This is a genomic window from Flavobacterium sp. FlaQc-48, from assembly GCF_044007335.1.
Taxonomy (GTDB): Bacteria; Bacteroidota; Bacteroidia; order Flavobacteriales; family Flavobacteriaceae; genus Flavobacterium.
The window spans coordinates 56961-83052 of sequence record NZ_JBIPCR010000004.1 but is presented as its reverse complement, the minus strand read 5'-3'; the positions used below and the strand labels follow the sequence as shown (position 1 = coordinate 83052).

Genomic DNA, 26092 nt, shown 5'->3' with positions numbered 1-26092 from the left:
AACGAATTGATGATCAAATATTATTATGCATCGATATTAGCGTACACTGCATTTTTCTCGATAAATTCTCTACGTGGCGGAACTTCATCTCCCATTAACATGGAGAAAACCCTGTCGGCTTCTGCCAGACTATCAATAGTTACCTGACGTAAAGTTCTGAAGTTTGGATCCATTGTTGTTTCCCACAACTGTTCAGCATTCATCTCTCCAAGACCTTTATAACGTTGAATACCGGCACTTCCTCCCATTCTTTCGTTGGCCTGATCACGTTGAACATCATTCCAGGCATATTCTTTTTTATTTCCTTTTTTCACCAGGTATAATGGCGGAGCTGCGATATAAACGTGCCCTTCTTCGATAAGTTCTTTCATGAAACGGAAGAAGAATGTTAATATTAAGGTAGAAATGTGGCTACCATCGACATCGGCATCACACATGATGATTACTTTATGATATCTTAGTTTTTCAAGATTTAATGCTTTACTGTCTTCTGCAGTACCCACGGTAACTCCTAAAGCGGTAAAGATGTTACGAATCTCTTCGTTTTCGAATACTTTATGATGCATCGCTTTCTCGACATTCAGGATCTTACCACGTAATGGTAAAATCGCCTGAAAATTACGGTCACGACCTTGTTTTGCTGTTCCACCAGCCGAATCTCCCTCGACAAGGTAAACCTCACATCTTGCCGGATCCTGTTCAGAACAATCTGAAAGTTTTCCCGGTAATCCACCGCCACCCATAACGGTTTTACGCTGTACCATTTCACGGGCTTTTTTAGCCGCATGACGGGCCTGGGCAGCCAAAATTACTTTTTGAATAATGATACGGGCATCATTTGGATTTTCTTCCAAATAATTCTCTAACATTTCTCCAACGGCCTGAGAAACCGGAGAAACTACTTCTCTGTTTCCAAGCTTTGTTTTGGTTTGTCCTTCGAATTGTGGCTCAGCGACTTTTACCGAAATAATAGCCGTTAACCCTTCACGGAAGTCATCTCCCGAAATTTCAAATTTCAATTTATCCAACATCCCGGAAGCATCAGCGTATTTTTTAAGGGTCCTTGTCAAACCACTTCTAAAACCTTGTAAATGTGTTCCTCCTTCGTGTGTATTAATATTGTTTACATAAGAAAAAATATTCTCTGTGTAACTTGTATTATAAATTAAGGCAACCTCTACCGGAATTTCACCTTTTTCGTGATCCATGCTGATTACGTGAGAGATAATTGGCTCACGGTTACCGTCTAAATAACGAATGTATTCTTTAAGACCTTCGTCAGAATGAAAAACTTCGCTTTTGAACTCTCCTTTTTCATCTACTTCTCTTTTATCCGTAAATGTGATTGTAATTCCTTTATTTAGGAAAGAAAGCTCACGCATACGAGCTGACAAAGTATCATAAGAGAATTCTATAGTCTGAGTAAAGATGGTATCATCCGGGTAAAAAGTCTGACGTGTACCTCTTTTATCTGTTTCTCCAATTTGTTTAACCGGATACATTGATTTTCCTCTTTCATATTCCTGCTCGTAGATTTTACCGTCTCTAAAAACAGTCGATTTCATATGAACCGAAAGAGCATTTACAACTGAAACCCCAACACCGTGCAAACCTCCGGAAACTTTATAAGAATCTTTATCAAATTTACCTCCGGCACCAATTTTGGTCATTACTACCTCCAGTGCAGAAACTCCTTCTTTTTTATGTAAATCAACTGGAATACCACGACCGTTATCTTCAACTGTTACTGAACCATCTTCGTTTATTGCAACACCAATAGTATCACAATGTCCTCCCATCGCCTCATCAATAGAGTTATCAACAACCTCATAAACCAAATGATGTAGCCCTCGAACTCCCACATCTCCAATATACATCGATGGACGCATTCTTACGTGCTCCATTCCTTCTAATGCCTGAATACTATCTGCTGAATAATTGTTCTTCTTGATTTCTTCGCTCATATAATTTATTCTAAAAAATGTAATTATTGTCTAACACGCAAATATATAAAAACGCAAATTATATATCCGTTAAAATCCAACTTAAAGCACTTAAGTTATTAACACAATTGTCTGAAAAATCAAAAAATAAACTTAAAAGACAACTTTAAATTCTAATTTTCTTAGATTCCAAATTCTAAAAATAGGAATAATATAAAAAAAACCGAAAAGAACATTTAAAAAATATCTTTTCGGATTCTATATAATTTAGTACAAATTTGAAATTTAGATTTTCTATTTTGAAATTTTTCCAATCATTAAACTGCCATACGGGACTTTGTATCCTCAAAATTACCTTCTAAGTGAGCAGCATTAGCTCTTCCGCTTGGATCCTGATTCTCCTGCCATTTCGGTATCCATTTTCTAACCGTTTGGGCTGCGCTTATTTGTGGATAGAATTTATGAAAAATGGATCTGTATAAATACGCTTCTTTTGTTGTTGGTGAATTATACGGAAACTCCGCATTTGCTCCTGCCAATTGTTCATCTGAAACCTGTGTCGCACAATACTCAATTAATTCATCGATCCAATTATATCCCACCCCATCAGAAAACTGCTCTTTTTGCCTCCATAAAACTTCTGTTGGCAAATAAGGATTTTCAGGTGTATCAAAAGCTTTTCTTAAAATATATTTCTCGATACCGTCATAGGTTTTTGGCTGTTTTTCTTCTGGTTTAATTCGAATTGTAGCATCTAAGAATTGCTTATCTAAAAACGGAACCCTGGTTTCAATGCCATTTGCCATTGTTGATTTATCGGCACGTAACAAATCGGCAGTAAATAATTTCTGAACCCTCTCAATCGTTTCTTTTTGAAATTCTTCTGTCGACGGGGCATTTCTAAAATACAAATGACCACCAAAAACTTCATCAGCACCTTCTCCTGAAAGAATTACTTTTACACCTTGCTCAAGTATTGCCTGTGACAACAAATACATAGGCACACTGGCTCTTACCGAAATGATATCATAAGTCTCAATATGATAAATTATTTTTTCTAAAACAGCAACACCCTGTGCTACGGTAAAATGTACTTCATGATGTTCTGTACCCAAAAATTCAGCTGCTTTTCTTGCTGCAATATTATCCGGTGAATCAGTATCTAAACCGATAGAGAATGAGTGTAGTTTTTTACCACTTTCTTTTAATAGCCGAGCTGCAATTGCAGATGTCAATGACGAGTCTAATCCTCCTGAAAGGAGTACTCCTACAGGAACTTCACTCATTAAACGTTTACGGGTTGCGTTGATTAATGTTTGACGGATTAAATCTAAATCGAGTGCCTGATTCGCCTTTGAATAATCTTCATATTCCGGATTGTAATACTTTACAAAACCTGTTTTACCTGTATAATAGTGACCGGGAGGAAAAGTTGAAAATGATTTACACTGATCTGAAATTGATTTCATCTCTGAGGCAAAATAAATTCTTCCTCTTTCATCCAAACCATAATACAAAGGTTTAACACCAACTGCATCTCTGGCTGCAATATAATTATCACCGTCAATGATCACAAAAGCAAAGTCACCATCAAGCATATTACAAAACTTATATCCAAATTCTTCGTACAAATGCACGATTACTTCTGAATCTGATTTTGTCCTGAAGGTGTGATCTTTTAAAACCGTATCTTTTAATTCCTGATAATTGTAGATTTCTCCATCATGTACCATCCAGGCTTTATTCGTGCCCTGAATAGGTTGCTTTCCTGATTTCAAATCGATAATCGACAAACTTTCATGACAAATTATGCTGCCATTTTCCATAATATGCAAATCACTTTCATCAGGACCACGATGCGACATTCTTGTAGAAAGCTCTTTTACGAGTTGCGGGTCTTTTCCTTTACCAATAACGGCTAATAATCCAGACATACTATTCTAATTTTTTATTATTTTATTTTTGGGTACCAATTATCTAGATAACCATTTATGCGTTGCATTCTTATAAATTTCAGCTAAACTAAATATTATTTTTGGCTTTTCTGTAATAATTGAATTACAATATTAAAAATTTAACTTTATTTCAACGAATGCCAAATATAAAAAATGAAAGTCAAATAATTACCAAAAAAATATTTTAAGTAGCTGAAATAATATAATTTAACATTATTAGACAAGAAAAACGTTCTCAGGAATGAGAACGTCTTTCGGAAAAATAATATATACTAATTCTAAAAATTCCTATTTATGCTTTTGCATAAGCGTCATCATGCACGCTTGCTACTGCTCTTCCTGAAGGATCGTTCATGTTTTTGAAAGCTTCATCCCACTCTAAAGCGATTTTTGTACTACAAGCCACACTTGCCTCCTGAGGCACACATAAAGCAGCTGCATCACTTGGGAAATGTTCAGCAAAGATAGAACGATAGTAATATTCTTCTTTAGAAGTTGGCGTTTGCAACGGAAATTTATATTTCGCATTTGCCAATTGCTCGTCTGAAACTTCTTTGGCTACCACTTCTTTCAAAGTATCAATCCAGCTGTATCCTACTCCATCAGAAAATTGCTCTTTTTGTCTCCAGGCAACACTTTCCGGTAACATATCTTCAAAAGCTTTACGAACTACCCATTTTTCCATTGGATGTTCTTTATTGATCATTTTATCTTGCGGGTTGATTCTCATCGCCACGTCCATAAATTCTTTATCCAAGAAAGGCACACGACCTTCGATCCCCCAAGCTGCTAAACTTTTGTTGGCACGTAAACAATCGTACATGTGTAGTTTACCTAATTTACGAACGTTTTCTTCGTGAAATTCTCTTGCGTTTGGCGCTTTATGAAAGTATAAATAACCTCCAAACAACTCATCTGCACCTTCACCCGACAATACCATCTTGATTCCCATTGACTTAATAACTCTTGCCATTAACCACATTGGAGTTGACGCTCTTACAGTCGTTACATCATACGTTTCTAAGTTGTAAATTACATCACGAACAGCATCTAATCCTTCCTGAATTGTAAATTTGATTTCGTGGTGAATGGTTCCGATATGCTTAGCCACAATTTGAGCTGCCGCTAAATCAGGAGAACCATCTAATCCTACTGAGAAAGAGTGCAATTGCGGATACCATGCATCTGTTGTATCATCAGACTCAATACGTTTTTGCGCAAATTTTTTGGCTACAGCCGAAGTAATAGACGAATCTAAGCCTCCTGAAAGTAAAACTCCGTAAGGAACATCACTCATCAATTGTCTGTGAACTGCTGCTTCAAGGGCTTCTTTAATAGCAGAAATACTTGTTTCGTTATCTTTTACAGCATCATACTCTGTCCAGTCTCTTTTGTACCATTGTACAAATTCACCGTCTTTGCTGGTCATATAATGTCCCGGAGGAAATAATTCAATTTTTGTGCAATATCCTTCTAAAGCTTTCAATTCAGAAGCTACGTAAAAAGTTCCGTGCTGATCCCAACCAATATATAATGGAATAATTCCCATATGATCACGAGCGATAAAATACTCATCTTTCTCTACATCATAAATCGCAAATCCGAAGATTCCATTCATTTCATCTACAAAATGAGGTCCTTTTTCTTTGTAAAGGGCTAAAATAACTTCACAGTCACTTTCAGTCTGAAAATTATATTTTCCTTCAAATTGTTTACGCAATTCTCTGTGGTTGTAAATTTCACCATTTGCAGCCAAAACCAATTTTTTATCTTCTGTAAATAAAGGTTGTTTTCCTGAAGCCGGATCCACAATTGCTAAACGCTCGTGTGACAGGATTGCTTTATCATTGCTGTAAATACCACTCCAGTCTGGTCCACGGTGACGAATGATTTTAGACATTTCTAATACTTGAGGTCTTAATGTTTCGGCTTTTTGTTTTAGATCAAAGGCACATACGATTCCACACATAACTATATTTTTATATTTTTATATTTATTTTGATAAGGCAAAGATGCATTAATGGTTACAATTGAAAAACATAAATCTTTATTTAAGTTATAATTTAAAACCATAAAACTGTTTTTACATATAAAATGTAAAATTTTAACCCTAAAAAAAGCCCTGAACTTGAAAATTTCAATTTTGAGCTTTACCAACAGACAAAATGCAAGATTTTAGAGAGATATTTGAATTAAATTTTATGATATTTAAGAATCATTGAAAGATTCATAAAGAGAATAAGAAAAGTGGTTTGGTAATTATTGTTTTCGTCAATCTTTCATTCCTCACGCAAATTTCATCTCCTTGTTTGTCATCCGGAGGAACGAGGGATCGCCACAAGAAACTCCTCATGCAAAATCGCAACCTTTGTCGAGCTACTTACAGAGATCCCTAGTTCCTCGGGATGACAAGATTGCGTGGAATTTCTTTATTTATAATCAGGTACAGTCCCTACGGGACAATTTTCTCACGTGATGCTTCTTTTTTCTACCAATATTTAACTCCTAAAGGAGTATGTCCTGTAGAGATTAAATGTTAGTAGAAAAAATAAATATCAATATTTAAAGCATAAACAAGTATATCTCACAGAGATTAAAATGTGGGTAGAAAAAATAAATATCAGTATTTAAAGCATAAGCAAGTATATCTCACAGAGATTAAATGTGGGTAGAAAAAATAAATATCAATATTTAAAGCATAAGCAAGTATATCTCACAGAGATTAAATGTTAGTAGAAAAAATAAGTATCAATATTTAAAGCATGAGCAAGTAAATCTCGTAGAGATTAAATGTGGGTAGAAAAAACAATCATGGAATGAAATGGTCCCGTAGGGACTACAAATAAAAAAAGAAGTTACACAACACTCTCAATAGTATAATGCGTTTTATTAATTTCAAAAGTAAACCCAACTTTGTTCCCTATTAAATGAGAACCAAGTGGAGATTGTGGAGAAAGCGCAATGACATTGATTCCGTCAATTGCAATTTTAGGAAGCGCTACACTCACATACAAATAAATTCCGTTAGCTTTTACCAAACTGCCCGAAATAATGTTTTCAGTTGTTTTTGAAGTATCAATTTTATCTAAAATCGCTTTTTGGGTTATGGCTTCTTTTAGTTTATTAGTGAGTTTCTCCTGCTCAATATGCATCATCGACAAAGCCGTTTCATGCTTATCGCCGGCAGAACCTTTCGCATCATTTTTAGAATCTTCAGTCAAAGCCGAAATCATGTCCCTGAAAACATCTATTCGGTCCTGAACCATTTGCAGGTAATGTGAATGTATTTTTTGTTTGAATTCCATATTGAAGTTTAACCGCAAAGGTCGCAATTTTTTTCGCCACGAATTACACAAATCTTTACTAATTATAAAAACAAAGTTCGCAAAGCCAGATATTGAATCAGCTTTGCGAACTTTGCGTTTTCTCAACGTATCGTGAGATAAAGTTCTTTGTGATCTTTGCGGTTAGGAAACCTTAAAAATCAAATTTATAATTTCCTCCTACTAATACCTGAAAACCTTGTACAGGATAATTCAGCCATTTTTCGTAAGCCTGATTTCCTATATTGTTTAATTTCAAAAAGAAAGTCAAACGTTCGTTGTATTTATATCCTAAATGTGCATTGGCATCAAAATAGCTTTTTAAGGTAACAATAACCGGATCAGTTCCTAAATCCAGATTTGACTGCATGTCTTTACGTTCTCCAACAAAGAAAACATTCAGTCCTGCATACCATTGTTTTGCGATATTTACATCAAGATTTGAACTTATTTTCATCGATGGTAAATTCCAGGCTTCCATACCATCATATTTGTAACTATTAAAAGTTCCGTTGATTCCGAAAGATACATTTCTTGAAAAATCAGCTTTTAATTCTCCGTAAAAACGAAATGTTCTCACGTCATCGTACACAACTCCAAAAGAGTTTCCGAAAGCATAATTCTGATTGGAGAAGTCTTCTGTATAATCATTGGCTTTATACAACGCTTTATCTTTTTCATTGAGATAAGAACCTGTCAAATTATAATTGATATTGTTCGCCAGTTTCCCCTTTAAACCCGCAAAAACAGTATATTGATTATTCGTAGGTTTCATATTTAATGTTGGCGATAAAAACGGATTATCTGTCACAAAATCAGCGTATGAATTTTGCTCCAAACCACCATTTACCCCTGTGTAGAAAATCATTAAATCACCCACTAATTTATAGGAAGCATTTACTTTTGGATAAATGTAAAATTTGTTTCCACTGTTTTCAGAATCCAAACCATAAAACAATCCGGCTCCTAGTTCTAATGTCCAGTCGTTTTCAAGAATTACAAAACTTGGTTCAATTCCAAAATTAGTCAAGCTATATTTTAAAGGTTCTGTATTATCTCTTGCATAATTATGTTCAAAAGATCCGCTAACATGATCTACAATAATATTGGTGTTGATCGATTGATCCATTACTTCTACTTTGAAAGAAGGTTTTACGTAAAACCGATTTTCTGAAGATGAAAAACTATCTGAAAAATGGGTAAACTTAGTTGAGATCTTACTAAAAATCCCTTCATTAAATTCGATATTTCCGCCTAACGAAATGGTATTATAAGAATGATTCGGGTTGATTCCTCGTATTAAGTCATCACGGGTTTGTCCTGCTAAAGCCGAACCAAATTCAACAGGTAAGCCGTACCAGTTGTACAATTGATTTTGATATCCTAAATCAACATTCCAGGACATATCACGATTGTTTACACCATAACCCACATTTAATGCTGTATCATAAAACTCATCATTAAGGTCTACCCCTTTAATTCCACCTTGAGATGAGTGGTGACGAAACATTCCTGCTACATAATCATTGTTTCCCAGATCCTGATTTACAAATAATTCAGCATTTAATGTCCCATAATTTCCAACTCCTAAAGTCGCATAATTATTAAATAATTTTTCTCTTTTTGATTTCTCAACTCCTTCGGCTTTTCCTTTTGACGGCGTAAACGTAGAAGCCACAGGAACTGACAAAATACTGTATTTAATAGTTTCTTTAGGCTGATTTCCTGGGTCATCAAGCGAAGGGGTTTCCTTAACTTTAAAAGCATCAGAAATTGTTGGCGAATAAGGTTTTACCACGTTTACCGTTTCTGTACCTATAGTTTCCTCTTTTTTCTTCTGAGCAAATGAAAGCTGGACAACAAACAATACTAGTAAAATGATGATTTTATTATGGCAATTAATTTTCATATTTCTTTTTTTTGAGAGCATAGAGAAAAGAATACAGAGAATAGACTATGCTAAATCCTCTTTATTCTGCTCAAACTCTTTGTTCTTTATTCTAAAATCTATATTCTATTCTCTTTATTCTATTCTCTTTATTCTTTATTCTATTCTCTTTCAACTAAGCTTCCCAATCTCCTTTTGCAACAAATTGAGCCTTTCCACCTATTTGAATATCAAAATCATTATCTTTTAAACGTCCTTTAAAATAAATTTGAGACGGACGACCTATGTAATCCCCCTGATAGTTAATCAATTCAAAATCAGGTTTATGATATTTTAATAAAAAAGCCTGCAAACATGTACTGGCGCTTCCTGTTGCTGCATCCTCTACCAATTGATTGTGTTCAATACACATCATTCTGCTAAACAATTTTGAGCCTTCTAAATAATAAAAGTATAAAGCTCTGTGACTTGTTTTACAATTCTTTTGCAACCAATCGTTCATTTTATCTTTGTCTAAGACTAAATCTTCCAGCGCTCTTTTACTGCTTAATCCAACCATTACAAAAGCACTTCCGGTTGTCACTTCCTGAATAGGAAACTGATTCTCAAAATCATGATTTTTCAGGTTACTAAATACTGTGATATCTTCTTTCGAAAAAATATCCCAAAATTTTGGCTGAGCCGCTTTTAACCAAATCAAACCTTCAGATTGATGAATTGAAATGGGTCCAATTGGAACATTTAATTTTATATGCTCCGGCGAATTATCAAATACTTTATTCATTAAAACCCACGAAGTCCCAATTATCGGATGTCCTGCAAACTGCATCTCCTGAGATGGTGTAAATATTTTCATCTCAGCTTTATTATTTTCTTTGTCCAGTCTGGTTATAAAAGTACTTTCTGCAAAATTAATTTCGCGGGCAATTTGCTGCATTTCTGCTGAACTTAATTTTCCTGCATCCAAAAAAACGGCCAATTGATTACCGGCATATTTTTTATCAGCAAAAACATCAACTATATAAAAAGGTAAACTCATTTTTTTTTCTTTATTTTTTTGAGAAGAAAGAGACAAGATGATAGAAGAAAGACTTCTCGCTTTGCTCTCTTCTCTATTATCTTTTCTCTACAATCTTTTCTCTTGCCTCTATTTTCTTGCTTCTTCTTAAATCTTACTTATTAATCGACGAATTCGTTTTAGCTTCTTCTACTTTTATAGCAGCTAACTCTTTTTTAGCTTCTTCAACAACATCGGGATAATCCGTGAAATTGTTGATTACATTATCTAAAATATAAGTTGCCTGATAACTGTCTTTTAATCCGTAGAAGTTTTTCGCCATTAAGACTAAACTCTTCGCTCCGTAATATTTATAAGCCGAATAGTTTTTAGCCAACTTTTGAACCGAAACATTCGAAGCATCAAACTTGCCTTCTTTTGTTTTAAAATAGGCATCATAATACAACGCTTCTGCTGCTAATTCTCCTTTAGATGTTGCAGATAATTTTGCGTAAGCGGCTTTAGCTTTGTCTTCGTTACCGGTTTGCATTGCGGCACGCGCTACAATAATTTGCGCATCGGCTTTTACGTTAACATCAGCTTTTGCATTTTGTAATACTTTGTCTGCATAGGTAACCGAGTTATCATAATCTTTCTTGTCGTAGTAACATTTCATCAGGTTAGCCTGTGCAAAACTTTTGTTTTGTGCAGCATCAGCTTCGTCATCTAAACGTTTCAAGACCGGAATTGATTTATCGCAATCTTTTGCTTTTAAATAAATCTGCGCTAATTTCATTAAAGATTGCTCTGTAAATTCACTTCCCGGCTGATCGATTACGTATTGATAATTGGTTACTGATTTCGTCTCGGAACCTTCTGCATAATACAATTGTGCCAAATAAAAATTAGCTTCTAATGAATGAAGTCCTGTTGAAAATTTACTGATATAACCAGTAAATCCTGTAATAGCCAGTTTACTGTTGTTTTGGCTGTATTGTTTAAAAGCGGCATCATAAGTATCATTATCCAGTTCTGCATCTGTAACAGCTACAAAGTCCAACGTACGAACCCAGGTTGCATATTCGTCTACTTTTCCTGAATCGACATAAATCAATCTGGCTGTAGAAACTGCCTCTAAAGCTTCAGGCGTTTTTGGGAATTCCGCGGCTACTTTTTTGAATTTCGTTAAAGCCTGATCATCACGATCTGAGTTGTAATAAATCAATCCTTGTTTTAAAATTGATTTTGAAGTAAAAACACCGTTTTTATATTCTAAAATTAACTGATCATAGGTTTTAAGTGCCTGATCGTTCTTCTTTTCTGCCACATAAGTATTTCCTAATTCATACAAAGCATCGTCACGATATTCTGATTTTTTATACATCTGAAGGAAATTATTCAGCTCATCAACTTTCTTATCGTTTTTAGACATAAATCCGTAAGAAATTGCTTTTTGAAACTGGGCGTAATCAGCATCTACTCCTTTTGCTTCAATGGCTTTTGCATAGGCTTCATTTGCTGCAGCGTATTTTGCATTTACAAAACGACAGTCTCCTAAACGTAAATACGAATCATTCAAACGAACTTTATCTTCTTTTGAATTGTCTATTTGTGCCTGAAATGAATTTCCTGCCTGATCGTATTCTTTTAGCTTAAAATACGTGTATCCAATATTATAATTAATGTTTTTATACTCGTCCGTTGTTTTGGCAGCCGCTTGTCCGGCAAACTGCTTATACGTTAATAATGCATTCTGAAAATCAGCGGTTACATATTCTGTTTCTGCTTTCCAGAAAGTAGCACGTGCCGTATACTCAGGAGTTTTTTGTTCGCTGATGGCGCTTTTAAACATTTTTCCTGCTTCCTGATAATTCGATTCATTATACAATTCCAAACCTCTGTAAAAAAGTACTTTTTGATACGCTGCCTTATTTTCTGCAGATCTGTTTTTCTCTAATAAAGTCAGGGCTTCTTTGTAGTTTTTAGTCGAAATATAGGAATCAACCAATAATTTTTCTATTTCAGAACGGCTTGAATTGTTTGGATATTTTTTCAAAAAATCAAGCAAAATTGCAGGAACAGTTTGGTATGCGTTTCCAATATCGTAACTCACTTTAGCATAATTTAAAGCCGCGTCTTCCTGAATTTGTGCATTAAAATCCATTTCAGAGGCATTTTTAAAAGCATTCAAAGCTTCTTGCTTTTTACCTGTATTCAGATAACTTAAACCTAAATGATAATATGCATTTTGCGCTACGAAATCTTTTCCTTCAATGATTTTATTGAACTGGGAAATCGCTTTTTCATAGTCTTTTTGCTCATAATATGCGTAACCCAATTGATAGAAATCAGTATTATTCCATTTTCCTTTTTTACCTGCGTATTTTTCCAAAAACGGAATCGCCTTATCGTATTGCTTTAGGTTGAAATAGCTTTCTCCGATAATTTTATTCAGCTCCGATTTTTCAAGCTCATTTGATTTCGCCATGGCTTTTTGCCCCAAATCGATTGCTTTCTGGAAATTTCCTAACTTGAAATTCATGTCGGCCTGATAATACGAAAGCTTTTCTTTGTATTTTTCTTCGCCTGAAACTTCATCAAAATATTTGGTTGCTTCTTTATAATCATCACCTTCATAAGCCATAAATCCTAAATAATATTTGGCCTGAGAACCAAATTCGGGTGAGTTTACCACTTTATTAAAGTAAGTTGTAGCTTCTTTTTTCTTTTTGGCATTGAAGTAGCTGTATCCTTTTTGGAAATTAAATTTATCCGAATCAGATTTGCTCATGTAGCTTTCATCTACTTTATCAAACCATTGCAAAGCTTTTGGATAATTCCCCTGTTCAAAGAAATATTGTGCAACCTCGATATAAGCCTGATTTTGTTTGGTACTGGTTGGATAATCAGTAACGAATTTTTCCATTAAGGTATCCGCATTTGCTTTGTTCGTTCTTATGGCGCAATTGGCAATATAATAAGCACAATCTGACTGAACTTCTTCCGTTGTGGCATTGTTTTTTACATGTTCAAAAATTAGTTGTGCCGACGCATATTGTTTGTCATTATATAAAGCCAGTGCTTTGTCAAATTCCTTTAAATCGTAAGTATAAATAGCTGATTTTTGTGCCGAAACTATGGTCGAAATAAGGATAATTGGTAATAAAAAGAACCAGGAAAGTTTACGCATTTTAATTATATTTAGTATTCAAATGTATCATTTTATACCGTTTATAACGAAACGTTTCAGGCTTTTATTATGAACAAAAATTTAACAACGAATATTTAGCAACTTATAAAAAAAGAAAACCCAGCCCTGTAAGTGATATAAGTAATTATAAGTTAGATGCTTTACCGTCATTTACTAAAATGAACTTAAATCCCTTATATAGTTTAAAATTTCATTTCTGTTTTTTATGTATTTTCTTCAGAAATCATTCAAATTTATTTTGAATCCAAGCGTTATCTTATTACTTTTACCAATCAAATCAATTTACTATGTCACAAATCGTACTGTCTCTTAAAGAAGTAACTATATATCAGGAAGGAAGAAAAATTTTATCTCATATTAATTTAGATGTTCAACACGGTGAATTTATCTATATCATTGGAAAAACAGGTTCCGGGAAAAGTAGTTTCATGAAAACGTTGTACGGTGATTTGCCTTTAACAGAAGGTGAAGGACATATAGTCGAGTTTGATTTGGCAGCCCTCAAAGAAAATGATATCCCTTATTTGCGACGTAAAATTGGAATTGTATTTCAGGATTTCAAATTGCTTCCTGACCGTTCTGTAAAAGACAACATGCTTTTTGTTTTAAAGGCAACAGGCTGGGTCGATAAAGAAGGAATGGAGCGTAAAATTGATGAAGTATTGGACAAAGTTGGTATGAAAGAATATATCAATAAAATGCCACATCAGCTTTCTGGTGGTGAACAACAACGTGTTGCCATAGCAAGAGCTTTACTAAATGACCCCGAATTTATCTTAGCTGATGAACCAACCGGAAATCTTGATCCTCAAACAAGTTCTGAGGTCCTGGAAGTATTGAAAAAAATTAATGCTAATGGTAAAACCATTATCATGGCCACTCACGATTATGCTTTGCTGATGAAATTCCCGTCTAAAACATTGAAATGTGAAGATGAAAGAATTTTTGAAGTAGTGCAACGAAACGTATAGTTTTTTATTTCGTTTTTTCAAAAACCAAAATATCCTGAAAATCAAATAAAGTGTCAGTTCCCCTATTGGCCCAGCTTCCGTATATTTTACTTTTTAATTTCAATTTGCTTCTTTCAATCATTTGACTGATATAAATTTCCTTAAAAGCAATATTGGCCGAAGGAACTTTTTCATTCATTAGTCTATAATTTTCTTTATCAAAAGGAAAACAAAATGATCTCTTTTCATTTGAAATTTCATTTTCAATCTGGTCATCATATAGAAAAAAAGTAGAAAGACATTTTCCGTTTGGTTTTAAAACCCGATAAATTTCATTTAAATAATTTTCCACTTCAAGTGGCTGCATGTGCGTAAAAACTGAAAATAAAAATACAGTATCAAAAGAGTTATCAGGATAAGGAAATGTAAAATTTTCAGCCTTTTTATCTGTTAAATGGTACAAATCATTATGTAGTGATACGTACTGAAATCTAAAATTCAGAAAATCTTTTGCAATATGTTTCTCACACCAGCTAATTCCTTTTTTAACAACATCAAAGCCTTCGTATCTTCCTGATTTTGTTAAATACTGTGTTAAGGGCACGGCTACTCTCCCAATACCACAACCTATATCCAATACAGCATGATCTGGTTTTATAAAAGCATATTCTTTTAAAAGTGAAAAAAGATGTTTTCCCTGTTCAGCAAAATCGCCACTACCAATAAAGATATCCCCCTTATTTGGGATAAGCTTATTTTTAGCTTTATTTCCAAAATTTAAAAAATCAGCCGGAAAATAATAAACTTTTCTAACCAGTAATCTTGATTTTGGAGAAATTGCATAATAAATAGATCTTAAATTCATTTGACTTTTGGTATATACTTTATTTTTTAGAAATTTGGAATCAATTACAAGAATATAAAATTTATGTAATAAAAAACATTTCCTTTACAAATATATCCTAAAAAAACGTGTAATGCTTTCTATTCTTATTCCGGTTTATAATTATAATGCTTTATTACTTGTAAACGAACTTGTAAAGCAATGTAGTTCTATTGGGATTACTTTTGAAATTCTTTGCCAGGATGATGCTTCAAATTCTTCAAAAAACATTATAAATCATAAAATTAACGTACTACCTAATGCTGCTTTTTTTATAAACGAAATCAATTTAGGAAGAGGAAAAAACATCAATTCATTAGCAGGAAAAGCAAAATATGACTGGTTATTAATTTTAGATTGCGATACTTTTCCTGCTCAAAATGATTTTATAAAAAAGTATGTGGCTATTATTTCTGAATCCGCGGAAAAAATCTTTTTTGGAGGAATTCTTTATGAAAATAAAAAACCTCAGAAAGAACAGTATTTAAGATGGATTTATGGACAAAAAAGGGAAACCAAATCAATCCTAACCTCAAATTTATTAATCAAAAAAGAAGTTTTTCTTCAATATCCTTTTGATGAAATTATTACAAAATACGGTTATGAAGATTTGTGTTTTTTCTCCGTTTTAAAATCAAATCAATTTGAAATTTTCCGCATAGAAAATCCCACGTATCATTTGAATTTAGAAACATCCCTTTTGTTTCTAAACAAAACCAAAACAGCTTTAGAAAATCTTATATTTCTTTATGATTCAAATAAAATCGCTTCTGAAGAAAGCAAAATAATTAAATCTTTTGAGTTTTTGAAAAAACTAAAAACAACTCGTTTTTCAGCCTTTCTTTTCAGAAAAAATCAAGCAAAAATGGAACGAAATTTACTTTCTCAAAAGCCATCGTTATTTTTATTTGACGTTTATAAATTGGGCTATTATTGTACTTTAAAAAAATAAGCGATTATGACATTCTTTTCTGTTGTTATTCCATTATACAATAAAGCTGATTATATTGAAAATACTATAAAAAGTATCCTCGATCAAACTTTTACAGATTATGAAATTATTGTAATAAACGATGGATCTACAGACAATAGTGTGGAAAAAGTCCAGGGATTTAATGACAGCCGCATACAACTTTACAATCAAAAAAATCAGGGTGCATCTATAGCAAGAAATCTTGGGATTGAAAAAGCAAAAAATAATTATATTGCTTTTTTGGACGCTGATGATTTGTGGATGCCTAATCATTTGGAAACATTAAAAATTTTAATCCAAAATTTTCCAAATGCTGGTATTTTTGCTTCGCGTTATGAATTAGTATTTAGTAATGGGAAAAATTACATCCCTAAATTTAAAGGAATCCCTATAGATTTTGAAGGCATTATTCCTGATTATTTTGAAAGCAGTTTAACCTATCCTGTTGCTACATCATCTTCAATTGCAATCCCTAAAGATATATTTAAAGAAACAGGCTACTTTAAACCTGAGATATCCAGCGGACAAGATGTTGATATGTGGATTCGGATTGCATCAAAATATCCCGTTGCATTAAGTAATAAAGTTACAGCATCTTACTTACATTACATCGAAAACAGTCTTTCAAAGACCCCAATACTTGAAAAAAGATTAAAAGATTTTAATGACTATAAACAACAAGAAGAAAGTAACCCAAGCTTAAAAAAATATCTTGACATTTACAGAATAGAATATGCCTTGCAATATAAAATTGCCGGGGACAATAATAAGTCAAAAGAGTTATTTAAGAACATTTTAAAAGAAAATATTTCTTTTAAAACCAAAATCCTGTACTTATTACCTAGATCCCTACTACTCTTTTTGCTAAAAATAAAAAAGCTTTTGAGAAAAAATGGTTTAAATTTTTCTATTTACCAGTAGTCTTTTTGGAGCACATAAATTCCTCAAAATCCCTAATGTAATCGTCTTCGATATAGACATCAGAAGCCACTACCAAACACACTGCTCCTGAAGAAAAATTCTTTAATTCCCTCCAAACACCCGTTGGTATTAGCAACCCAATATTAGGTTTGTTTAATATCACAGTACTTTCTGAAATTCCATCATGCAAGATAACATCAAAGCTTCCGCTTAGAGCCACTAAAAACTCTTGTAAATCTTTATGTGCATGACCGCCACGTTCAGATCCGCTTGGCACATCATATAAGTAATAAACCCTTTTCATTTCAAAGGGTATAATATCTTTTTCTATAACCGATAGATTCCCTCTTCGGTCTTCAATTTTAGGAAGTGAAATCAGATTTATTTTACTCTTGTTATTTTCCATAATTCATGACTTCAACTTTTTTTCGTCCTTTATTGACATTATCAATTGCCTTAAAAAAAGAACTCATTTTTAACTTTCTTTGCTTTATATCAAAGAACATCTTTTTCATTAACCAAAATACATAATTCGTTATTAAAACCCGCCTTAATATTGCGCCATAAATATAATACCGATGTAAACTATCTGTTTTATTAGAAGAAGTTAAACCTTCATGCTTTACAATTACCTGATTTTCAAAAGCTATCTGTTGTTTTTTATATTTTAAATCAAATAAAAAAACGGCTTCTTCTCCCATTTCAAGGCTGCTTCCTAAACCAAAATTTTCGTCAAATCGTACTCCTGTTGAATCTAATTTTTCTTTATTTATCGTCATTTCAATAGAACTGATATTTAAAATTTCAAAAGTACTTAATTGCGGTCGGGAAACAGCAGGGTATTTTTTTAGAACAACTTCTTTTTCTTTGATTGCACAGAAATTTACAATTGCCGCTTTATGGAATTTATGATGCGCTTCAATAATTTTTTCAATAAAATTATTTTGATAAATTACATCATCGTCCGCAATTAATAAAATTTTCCCAATTGCATTTTCTATTGCTAAATTCCGACTCTTTGATAAGCCAGCATCAAAGCTATTAATTACCCTAACCGAAGGAAATTCAGATGATAAAGTTGTCGTTTCAGACTGATTAATGATGAGGATATTGTAATTGGAAAAGTGTTTTAAAGGAAATATTTGAAATAAAAAATCAAGATTTGTCTGATTCATTGTAGAAATCAAAATCTCGATATCATTTTCCGTAAAAACTTTTACCATTTTTTATTTTATACCTGCAAATATAAGTGTTTTTTAAAATAAAAATCTAAGACCATAACAGGAAAGAAGCAGAAAGAATGATTCATGATTTCAAATTGCTTTTTAATTAATTATTCTTATTTACTGTTCCAAAAATCAACGTATTGTTGGGCCACTTGTATATAATTATGATGCCGCTCTACAAATCTTCTACTATTACTTGAAATTTCAGGTATATCCTTCTTATTTTGTATTAGCATTTCTAATTTACTATAAATATCTTCTTTCGAAGGAAATACATTAACAATTGGGCGATTATGATTTTCTCTTAACAATTCATACATTTCCGGTTCTCCTCCACCTACTAAAACCAAACCTTGTGCCATTGCAATTAAACCGTTCATTGCAGGAGTATAAGAATAGAGCTGATCTAATATTACATCTGATTCTGACATTATTTTCACATATTCCATCCAGGGTAAGGAAGTCGCTTTATTTACCAGAACCTCTTTAGGATAAGCTTCCTGAATTTTCATTATTTCCTCAAGAAATAAATCAGTGCCTTTCAATTTTGACTTCAGCTTTTGAATGCCAATAAAAAATTTGATTTTATCCTCTTGGATTCCTTTTTGTTTATAAGGGAGTAAATCAGTATTAATAGGCAAGGGAATATATCCTAATTTATCGTTATAGTAAGGTTCATACGCCTTATAATACTCGTACAAACAAGAAATTATACCATTACAAGTTTCCGCAATTTCAATATTGGCATCTTGAAATTGACTTCCTATCCAATCACATTTATAAATATCAAGAGGTTTTTCCCCAATAAATAAATCCGAATATTTAAGTGTTTTATTTTCTATGCACAATTTCTCCCAAAAGTAATCAGTACCAAAGGCACCTAAAAAAACTTTGGCATTATTTTTTAATAAAAATCGATAAAGGTTAAGATTTCTTTTAATGTTTAAATCTAAAAATGAAGGGTTTTTAATTTGTACAACATCATATCCTTTAAATTTTCTGAACGTATTATGTATTCTTCTTAGATATTGAATTGAGTTATAAAAATCATAACCGGAGCGAAACAAATCAACATCTCTATCGTTTTCCATCCATTTACATCCATCAGAAGCTACAGTAACATCATGTCCTAAAACCCTTAGTCCTTCTGCTAATGTAGAATGGAGAGCACTATATTCACCTAATAAAAGAATTTTCATGTTGCTAAAACTGTTTAATGTGATAAGTTCAAAAAATCAAAAATCAACATCTCTTAAAAATTATCAAAGTGGCTTAAGAATCTATGTCTTTGATTACAATATTTAAAGCTTTACCTTCCTAATGTTCTAACTTATTGATCATAATTTTTATACTTTCATCCAAATTTTCAATAGCTCTCTTTCCCCTTCCCAATCTCTTGAAATATTTTTTTTAATCAATTTAGCCGGTATTCCACCAATAAGAATATTTTCACCTAATAAACTATAATCTTTATTAATCAAGCTATTAGATGCTATTATGCAAAAACTTGGTGTAACTGTTTTTTGCATTATTGTTGATCTATTTCCTATCCAATTATAGTCTCCAATTTGAATAGGAGAAGTTAATGAGGCTACTTTACCTGTTTCTAAATCTAAAATGGTATGAAAATTAGTATCGATTAATTGCGTTTCATATCCAACTCTAACATATTTTCCAAAAATTATTTTTTCGTACGTAATTAGCTTTCCTCTGGAACCTAAAGCAAACATTTCTCCAATTTCACAATAAGAATTTGGCCCTATATAAACCAAGCAATCTTTACCAAAATGAGCATTCCCTTTAAAAAGAACTTTTCCCGACAAATTAAATTCAGCTATACCTTGTTCCTTTTTGAATAACTCAAAGGTTTGACCAAAACCAATCATTCCTGTTTTAATTGGTGAATCAATAATAATTTCTCCTTTTAAATCATGAAATTTTACTTTCCCATAAAAAAAAACAGGCATTTTTTTTGCTATACTAAAAGGAAATTTTTTTAAATTAAAATAAATCGTCTTAGCCCAATTAATGGTAAGATAGAATTTCAGTTTATGATAAACCGATCTTAAACCTGTATAAATTTTCTTAAAAATATTAATCATTTGATTTTTTTGAGTAGAGAATTGAACATTTCTTTTAAATCCATTTTTTTATTTATCTCAAAAAATACAAATCCTATAGAAATTATAGCCATAATCGACATTAAGCTATATTTAAAATTTTGATTAGGTATATATCTAAATAAAAAAGTAAGTGAACACATAACTATACAAATTAAATAAATTTGATAAAACTTTTTATCAAAATAAAATCCATATCGTTTTTTTGTAATCATTTTCACAATAAAGAAATGGATCAAATAATAAATCAAAAAACTAATACCCAGTCCTTCCAATTTGTAAAAATAATAACCTAGAACGTTCAAAAATAAAGATAAACAACTAAATCCAATAGCGGTTTTGATAAATATAGCAGACTCTCCTTTGGCAATTAAAATAAAACCCATAGACCATGAAACTGCTTTAAATAACATTGCTAATATTCCAAAACAAACCATTGGAATTATAGATACAAATTTAGAAGTATATAATATTCTTATTATCAGCGGGATAAAGATTAAAAACAGAATTATAATTGGTGTAATTATAAGCACTGAAACCAATGCTTGCTGCATTACACTTATGCGTATTTTATAATTGTCATTACAGATTGAAGATAATCTTGGAAAATAATCAGTACTCATTATAGTAAAAATAATCCCGACATAAGAATTTAGCAGAGTAAAGCCAGCACTAAAAAGCCCAACTTGCTCAATACTACCATATTTTCCAATATAAATCTGAATTAAATATGTTGAAAACAATGTTAGCAAACCACTAAAAGCCAACATTATCCCAAGTCGGATAATATCTTTTCCATCTACGATTAGTTGATTTCGTTTTACACTACTGATTTTAATTTTTACTTTTTTAGAATAATAATACGAAAATACTAAAGCACTGAAAGATGCGATTATAAACGTAGGTACGATTGCATCAATTTGGTAATAATAATACAACGGAATTGAAAAAATCAAACCCAATAAATTGCCATAAAAATTAGCTTTAGCCAAAAGTTTCATTTTTCTTAATCCTTGTAAAACAACTAAATGCCCTACAGATAGCTGTTTAAATAATAATGTTATCGATAAAAAAATAAACGAATACATATGGCTTGAATTTCCAAAAGCAATTATACTCAACCAATTCGAAAAAATAATTGTAAGTGACGTTCCTAAAACCCCTGTAAATAATACTAATTTTCTAACGATAGAAACTGTTTTGGAAACAGTATTTAAATCCTCATTTTTATAACTACTTGAAATGTGCTTAATTGAGCTTGTTTCAATTCCTAAACCACAAACTCCACTAATAATATTTATAGAAGAGCTTAATAAAGATGTGATTCCTATTCCAGCAGGTCCAATAAACACAGAAATTAATTTTATTCTAATTATAGAAATAATAATACTAAATAATTGTACCAGACCAAAGAGAGATGTAGTTTTTAAAATATGCAAATAAGAGGATTTACTTTCAGACACAACTAATATTTGTTTAAAACTTTAATAACAAAACTAACTTCCTCACTGGTCAAAACAGGACTAATAGGCAAACTCAAAACTTCATTATGAATCTTTTCAGTAATTGGAAATGATAAATTGTTCCATTCCGGAAGTGCTTTTTGTTTGTGTGGAGGAATTGGATAATGAATAACAGTGTGAATATCATTCTGAGTTAGATACTCCTGTAAATCTACACGATTTTCTGTTCGGATAACAAACAGATGAAAAACATGATGATTAGAAAAATCCCAAAGCGGAAGGATTATTTTTTTATTTTTTATCTCGGTTAAATAGCGTTTTGCAATAGCACGTCGTTTATCATTATCTGCATCTAGATTGGGTAATTTTATATTTAAAAAAGCGGCCTGAATTTCATCTAATCTTGAATTTACTCCGATATGCTCATTGTGGTATTTTTTTTCAGAGCCGTAATTACGAATCGAGTACACCACTTTTGCCAATTCTGAATCGTTAGTGGTAATTGCTCCCCCATCTCCTAAGGCACCAAGATTTTTTCCGGGATAAAAGCTATAGGCAGCACTGGATTTTAGATTGTGAGTTTTATATTTCAGATTGCTTTCCGCTCCATGCGATTGTGCTGCATCTTCAACTACTAATAAATTATTCTGAATTGCAATTTGATTAATTCTCTCCATTTCAGCCGATTGTCCATACAAATGAACTGCTAAAATTGCTTTTGTTTTTAGAGTGATTTTCTCTTCAATTAAATCCGGATTGATATTGTAGGTTTCTAATCTTGGTTCTACTAAAACCGGAACTAAATCTGCTTGCAAAACAGCTAAAATACTGGCAATATAAGTATTAGCCGGAACAATAACCTCATCACCTTTTTGAAGCTTTCCTAATGCTATATATCCTTTAAAAATCAGGATTAAGGCATCAAGACCATTCCCTACTCCAATACAATAATCGGTTTTGCAATATTTATTAAAAGCTGTTTCAAAGGTTTCCACTTCTTTTCCTAAAATATACCAGCCATTCTCTAAAACTTCTTTCAATTTTTGTTGAAAAGCGGCTTCATAGGGCTTGTTTATTTTTTTAAGATCCAGAAATGATATCATTTTATTTTTAATTATTAAACAAAAATACCATTTAACCTGATATAATTGGCAGTTTCCAATTCGTAGAAATCGTGAACTATAGTACCTGCTCCAAAACTTTCTTTCCAGTACGACAATCCTTCATTAAGATTTCTTCCCTGATTTTCATTCGAAATTCCAAAATCGAAAAATTTCTTTTTCGCAAATCGTTCCTGAATCAAATAATGATACAAGTAATCCAAACTTCCCAGGTTTTCCTGATTTTCATTTTTTGAAATATACTGGCAATGCGCTACTGTTTCAGTTTCAAAAACAGTGGTTCCGGCCACAATTTGATCTTCAGAATAAACATTAAACTGATGAATATTATCCGGAAAATGAGTTTTCAGATAATTCATTTCTTCTACCGAATGTACAGGATTTGCTTTATGCTTTTCATTTAAGTTCGGAATCAAAACTTCGGTCCAAAACGATTCAAAATGATCTTCTTCTTTAATGATCAACTGATTGAAAACTCCTTTTTGAAAGCCTCTTTTTCTGATTTTTGATGTGGTATTTTGTTTCGATAAATCAATTACAGAAAGAGAATCACGGCGCACCAGTTTTGCTTCGGCTAAAAATAGCGCATATAAAATCTCTTCAGCCGGTTTTAAAGCATAAATAGAAGGAAGTGCTTTAAAATTTAATTTTTGAATGTTGTTTTCTTTCAGAAAAAATAAAATAGCCTGAAAAATTTCTATAATCGCTGCTAATTTCGTTTGTTCCTTATACACCAAGCCTCCGTAAGTTAACCCTTGATGGGAATATACTATTTCCCGGTTTTTATTGGCTGGCAAAACACTTATTAACTTTTGATCTTCAAAAACCAAAAGCGAAAAATCTTCAAAACGAGTTTTATGATACTCCATAAAATCGCGATGAAATAAAAACGTAGCATTTTTGGCCTGACTTATAAAATGATTCCAAATTTTATAATCGCTTTGATGGTATTTTTTTACGGTATATGGGGTTGCTTTCATTTTACTTTATGCTCAAATGCCGGTAAATACCATTTAAATTTTACGGCCAGTAATCGTACTGTAATAATAACAATTGAAGTTACCAGATATAAAATATCATTTTCTAAATTCAGTCTTTTCAGCACAAAAAAGACTATTCCGCCAAAAATACAAATGGTAGCGTAAATTTCTCTTCTAAATATGGTTGGAATTTCTGTGCACAAAATATCTCTGGTAACTCCGCCAAAACAAGCCGTCATCGTTCCTAATGCAATACAAATTACAGGATGTAAACCAATCATAATTCCTTTTTCAAGACCTATTAAAGTAAAAACCCCTAATCCGATGGTGTCGAATAAAAACAGTGAGGTTCTCAACTTGTCGAACTTTTTTCTGAAAAGAATTGCCAGTACAAAACCTAAAATAATAACGTAAACGTACTGCAAATCCAGCATCCAGCCTACCGGAGTTCTGCCAATCAAAACATCACGAAGCGTTCCGCCTCCAACTGCTGTTACAAAAGCAATAATAAAAACACCAAACGGATCCAGTTTTTTATGCATCGCTGTTAAAGCCCCCGACATGGCAAACGCCATTGTACCAATAAGATCTAATAAATGGAACATTCTTTTTTTTTAAGGTTCAAAGGTACAGAGATGCAAAGGTTCAAAGAGAAAAAGGAGTGTTTAAATTTGTATTCTTTATTCTTTATTCTTTATTCTTTATTCTTTATTCTTTATTCTTTATTCTTTATTCTTTATTCTTTATTCTTTATTCTTTATTCTTTATTCTTTATTCTTTAATTTTATTTCTACCTGCGGATTTATTTTTTCAATAGCTTCAATAAACCTTTCTTTATCTTTTGGTGAAATTAATATCGTATCAAATTTATTATACAAAATTTCAAGCCTGTCAAAAGAAAGTGCAGGAGAGCTTATAATATTGTAGCTTTCGGATATTCTTTTAATATTCTTAATTTCGATTGAAAGATTAAAAAGCATTCCACATTTTATAAATACCTTTTGATCTTCAATTGTATAAAAAGTTGTTGAAAACATATAGCTAATAAATGCGACAACAAAAAATATAAAGCCAAAACCAATCCAGTTTTGATCATATGCCAATCTTGCCAATATCAATCCAAAAAGCAAAACCAAGAGCACTATAAACCAATAATCTACTTTAGATTTAAATTTCTCCATTTAGGTGTTCCCGTTTATTTTTTAACGTAAATAGGACTTCTTTTCAATAAATAGGATATAGAATCCATCCAGCTGTCTTTTACAGCCAGAAAAGGTTTTCGTGTTTGTGAATATATTTTTGATGCATTTTTATACATATCAAAATACACTGTATAGTAATAATAAACCTGTGTATTTGCTGTTGTAGTAGAAACATCATTGGTTTTAATCTTTTTGTTATTGTCGCTTACTTTTGCATTGCCACTATTGTAAGTAGTAGCAGTCGTGCCTGAATTCATCGTATAAGAGACTTTTGCAGCGACTATATTGTCAACTCCCAGAATTTTTTCAAGATCTTCTATTGGAGTTTCATCAATATTCTTATGATCAATTCCGGCTTTGTGCAACAAACTATTGGTCACTCTTAAATCCTGAACAGTTAGCGGAAAAATATTACTGGATTTATCCAGTAATTTATTATAAAGATCATTTTGAGCAAATTTCGCCATATCTTCAGAACCTTCCTGATTATCCGAATTAACATATGGAACGGGCAGCACGGCAATCGTATTGGGTTTTATTTCTAAGGAAGCTGTAACGGGATCAGAATTGCCGGAAGGAGCAGTATTCGCAGAGACATCAAAAGTTTGTGAACGCCCGCTTGCAAAATCAATTCTGGCAATTTGAGATACATCCAATGCGATTTGCAACGTTTCTCCCGGTAAAGAATATTCAACCGTTTTATCAGACATTTTAGCGATCGTACATTCAATAATCTGATAATCTCTTTTAATTATTTTATCCAGTTTTTTAGCACCCTGAGCAAAAGAAACAATGGAAACAAACAACATCAATACTACAGTAAAAGCTTTTTTAAAATTCATAGCTATTAAATTAGATTTTCCTACTCATTGGCTTTTCGGATTCGCCTTTTATAAAAAATATACTGCTAAATTTATAAAATTAAAGCATAAACAA

Annotated in this window: 21 protein-coding genes; 3 read left to right on the top strand and 18 right to left on the bottom strand. The window is 32.2% G+C overall.

What is annotated here, in order from left to right:
* Positions 1-23: 23 nt before the first annotated feature.
* The 7 genes from gyrB to ACHRWY_RS07805 all read right to left on the bottom strand — a co-directional run bounded on the left by gyrB (position 24) and on the right by ACHRWY_RS07805 (position 13296).
* The gene (gene gyrB, locus ACHRWY_RS07835; RefSeq protein ID WP_395353706.1) at positions 24-1964 is read right to left on the bottom strand and encodes a DNA topoisomerase (ATP-hydrolyzing) subunit B; all 1941 of its coding nucleotides are present in this window, start codon (positions 1962-1964) and stop codon (positions 24-26) included.
* A 296-nt stretch (positions 1965-2260) separates the two neighbouring features.
* Positions 2261-3877, bottom strand: a complete 1617-nt coding sequence (asnB, locus tag ACHRWY_RS07830) for an asparagine synthase B (RefSeq protein WP_395353705.1) — start codon at positions 3875-3877, stop codon at positions 2261-2263.
* A gap of 313 nt (positions 3878-4190) precedes the next feature.
* Positions 4191-5867, bottom strand: coding sequence for an asparagine synthase B (gene asnB, locus ACHRWY_RS07825; RefSeq protein WP_395353704.1), 1677 nt, complete (start codon positions 5865-5867; stop codon positions 4191-4193).
* A gap of 886 nt (positions 5868-6753) precedes the next feature.
* Positions 6754-7203, bottom strand: coding sequence for a hypothetical protein (locus ACHRWY_RS07820; RefSeq protein ID WP_395353703.1), 450 nt, complete (start codon positions 7201-7203; stop codon positions 6754-6756).
* A gap of 172 nt (positions 7204-7375) precedes the next feature.
* On the bottom strand, positions 7376-9130 hold the full coding sequence (locus ACHRWY_RS07815) for a TonB-dependent receptor (RefSeq protein ID WP_395353702.1): 1755 nt from the start codon (positions 9128-9130) through the stop codon (positions 7376-7378).
* A gap of 154 nt (positions 9131-9284) precedes the next feature.
* Positions 9285-10148 (bottom strand): PhzF family phenazine biosynthesis protein, encoded by an 864-nt coding sequence (locus ACHRWY_RS07810; RefSeq protein WP_395353701.1) that lies wholly within the window; start codon positions 10146-10148, stop codon positions 9285-9287.
* Positions 10149-10281: 133 nt separating this feature from the next.
* Positions 10282-13296, bottom strand: coding sequence for a tetratricopeptide repeat protein (locus tag ACHRWY_RS07805; RefSeq protein ID WP_395353700.1), 3015 nt, complete (start codon positions 13294-13296; stop codon positions 10282-10284).
* A 308-nt stretch (positions 13297-13604) separates the two neighbouring features.
* Between ACHRWY_RS07805 and ACHRWY_RS07800 the strand changes: the two genes are divergently transcribed.
* Positions 13605-14288, top strand: a complete 684-nt coding sequence (locus tag ACHRWY_RS07800) for a cell division ATP-binding protein FtsE (RefSeq protein WP_395353699.1) — start codon at positions 13605-13607, stop codon at positions 14286-14288.
* Between the two features lie 4 nt (positions 14289-14292).
* Here the strand turns inward: ACHRWY_RS07800 and ACHRWY_RS07795 are convergent, their stop codons facing one another.
* Positions 14293-15132 carry a class I SAM-dependent methyltransferase gene (locus tag ACHRWY_RS07795; RefSeq protein ID WP_395353698.1) on the bottom strand — a complete coding sequence of 280 codons (840 nt, stop codon included), beginning with the start codon at positions 15130-15132 and terminating at the stop codon, positions 14293-14295.
* 112 nt (positions 15133-15244) lie between these two features.
* Between ACHRWY_RS07795 and ACHRWY_RS07790 the strand changes: the two genes are divergently transcribed.
* Positions 15245-16102, top strand: coding sequence for a glycosyltransferase family 2 protein (locus tag ACHRWY_RS07790; RefSeq protein ID WP_395353697.1), 858 nt, complete (start codon positions 15245-15247; stop codon positions 16100-16102).
* Between the two features lie 6 nt (positions 16103-16108).
* Complete coding sequence (locus tag ACHRWY_RS07785; RefSeq protein WP_395353696.1) at positions 16109-17044, top strand: glycosyltransferase family 2 protein; 936 nt, start codon at positions 16109-16111, stop codon at positions 17042-17044.
* On the opposite strand, the gene ACHRWY_RS07780 is transcribed toward ACHRWY_RS07785, so the two are convergent.
* From ACHRWY_RS07780 to ACHRWY_RS07735, 10 genes are all read right to left on the bottom strand, one after another.
* A complete protein-coding gene (locus ACHRWY_RS07780) occupies positions 17031-17450 on the bottom strand; it encodes a sugar 3,4-ketoisomerase (protein ID WP_395353695.1) in 420 nt (139 codons plus the stop codon). The two genes, ACHRWY_RS07785 and ACHRWY_RS07780, sit on opposite strands and share 14 nt — an antisense overlap.
* Positions 17440-18267: a glycosyltransferase family 2 protein gene (locus ACHRWY_RS07775; RefSeq protein WP_395353694.1), complete on the bottom strand. Its 828-nt coding sequence runs from the start codon at positions 18265-18267 to the stop codon at positions 17440-17442. The genes ACHRWY_RS07780 and ACHRWY_RS07775 overlap by 11 nt, the downstream gene beginning before the upstream one ends.
* A 116-nt stretch (positions 18268-18383) precedes the next feature.
* Positions 18384-19469, bottom strand: a complete 1086-nt coding sequence (locus ACHRWY_RS07770; protein ID WP_395353693.1) for a glycosyltransferase — start codon at positions 19467-19469, stop codon at positions 18384-18386.
* A 147-nt stretch (positions 19470-19616) separates the two neighbouring features.
* On the bottom strand, positions 19617-20372 hold the full coding sequence (locus ACHRWY_RS07765) for an acyltransferase (protein ID WP_395353692.1): 756 nt from the start codon (positions 20370-20372) through the stop codon (positions 19617-19619).
* Positions 20369-21853 carry an oligosaccharide flippase family protein gene (locus ACHRWY_RS07760; RefSeq protein ID WP_395353691.1) on the bottom strand — a complete coding sequence of 495 codons (1485 nt, stop codon included), beginning with the start codon at positions 21851-21853 and terminating at the stop codon, positions 20369-20371. The genes ACHRWY_RS07765 and ACHRWY_RS07760 overlap by 4 nt, the downstream gene beginning before the upstream one ends.
* A gap of 2 nt (positions 21854-21855) precedes the next feature.
* On the bottom strand, positions 21856-22956 hold the full coding sequence (locus ACHRWY_RS07755) for a DegT/DnrJ/EryC1/StrS family aminotransferase (protein WP_395353690.1): 1101 nt from the start codon (positions 22954-22956) through the stop codon (positions 21856-21858).
* A gap of 14 nt (positions 22957-22970) precedes the next feature.
* A complete protein-coding gene (locus ACHRWY_RS07750) occupies positions 22971-23954 on the bottom strand; it encodes a GNAT family N-acetyltransferase (RefSeq protein ID WP_395353689.1) in 984 nt (327 codons plus the stop codon).
* Positions 23951-24559, bottom strand: coding sequence for a trimeric intracellular cation channel family protein (locus ACHRWY_RS07745; protein ID WP_395353688.1), 609 nt, complete (start codon positions 24557-24559; stop codon positions 23951-23953). The genes ACHRWY_RS07750 and ACHRWY_RS07745 overlap by 4 nt, the downstream gene beginning before the upstream one ends.
* A gap of 159 nt (positions 24560-24718) precedes the next feature.
* Positions 24719-25135: a PH domain-containing protein gene (locus ACHRWY_RS07740; RefSeq protein ID WP_395353687.1), complete on the bottom strand. Its 417-nt coding sequence runs from the start codon at positions 25133-25135 to the stop codon at positions 24719-24721.
* Between the two features lie 14 nt (positions 25136-25149).
* Complete coding sequence (locus ACHRWY_RS07735; RefSeq protein ID WP_395353686.1) at positions 25150-25998, bottom strand: hypothetical protein; 849 nt, start codon at positions 25996-25998, stop codon at positions 25150-25152.
* Positions 25999-26092: the final 94 nt, after the last annotated feature.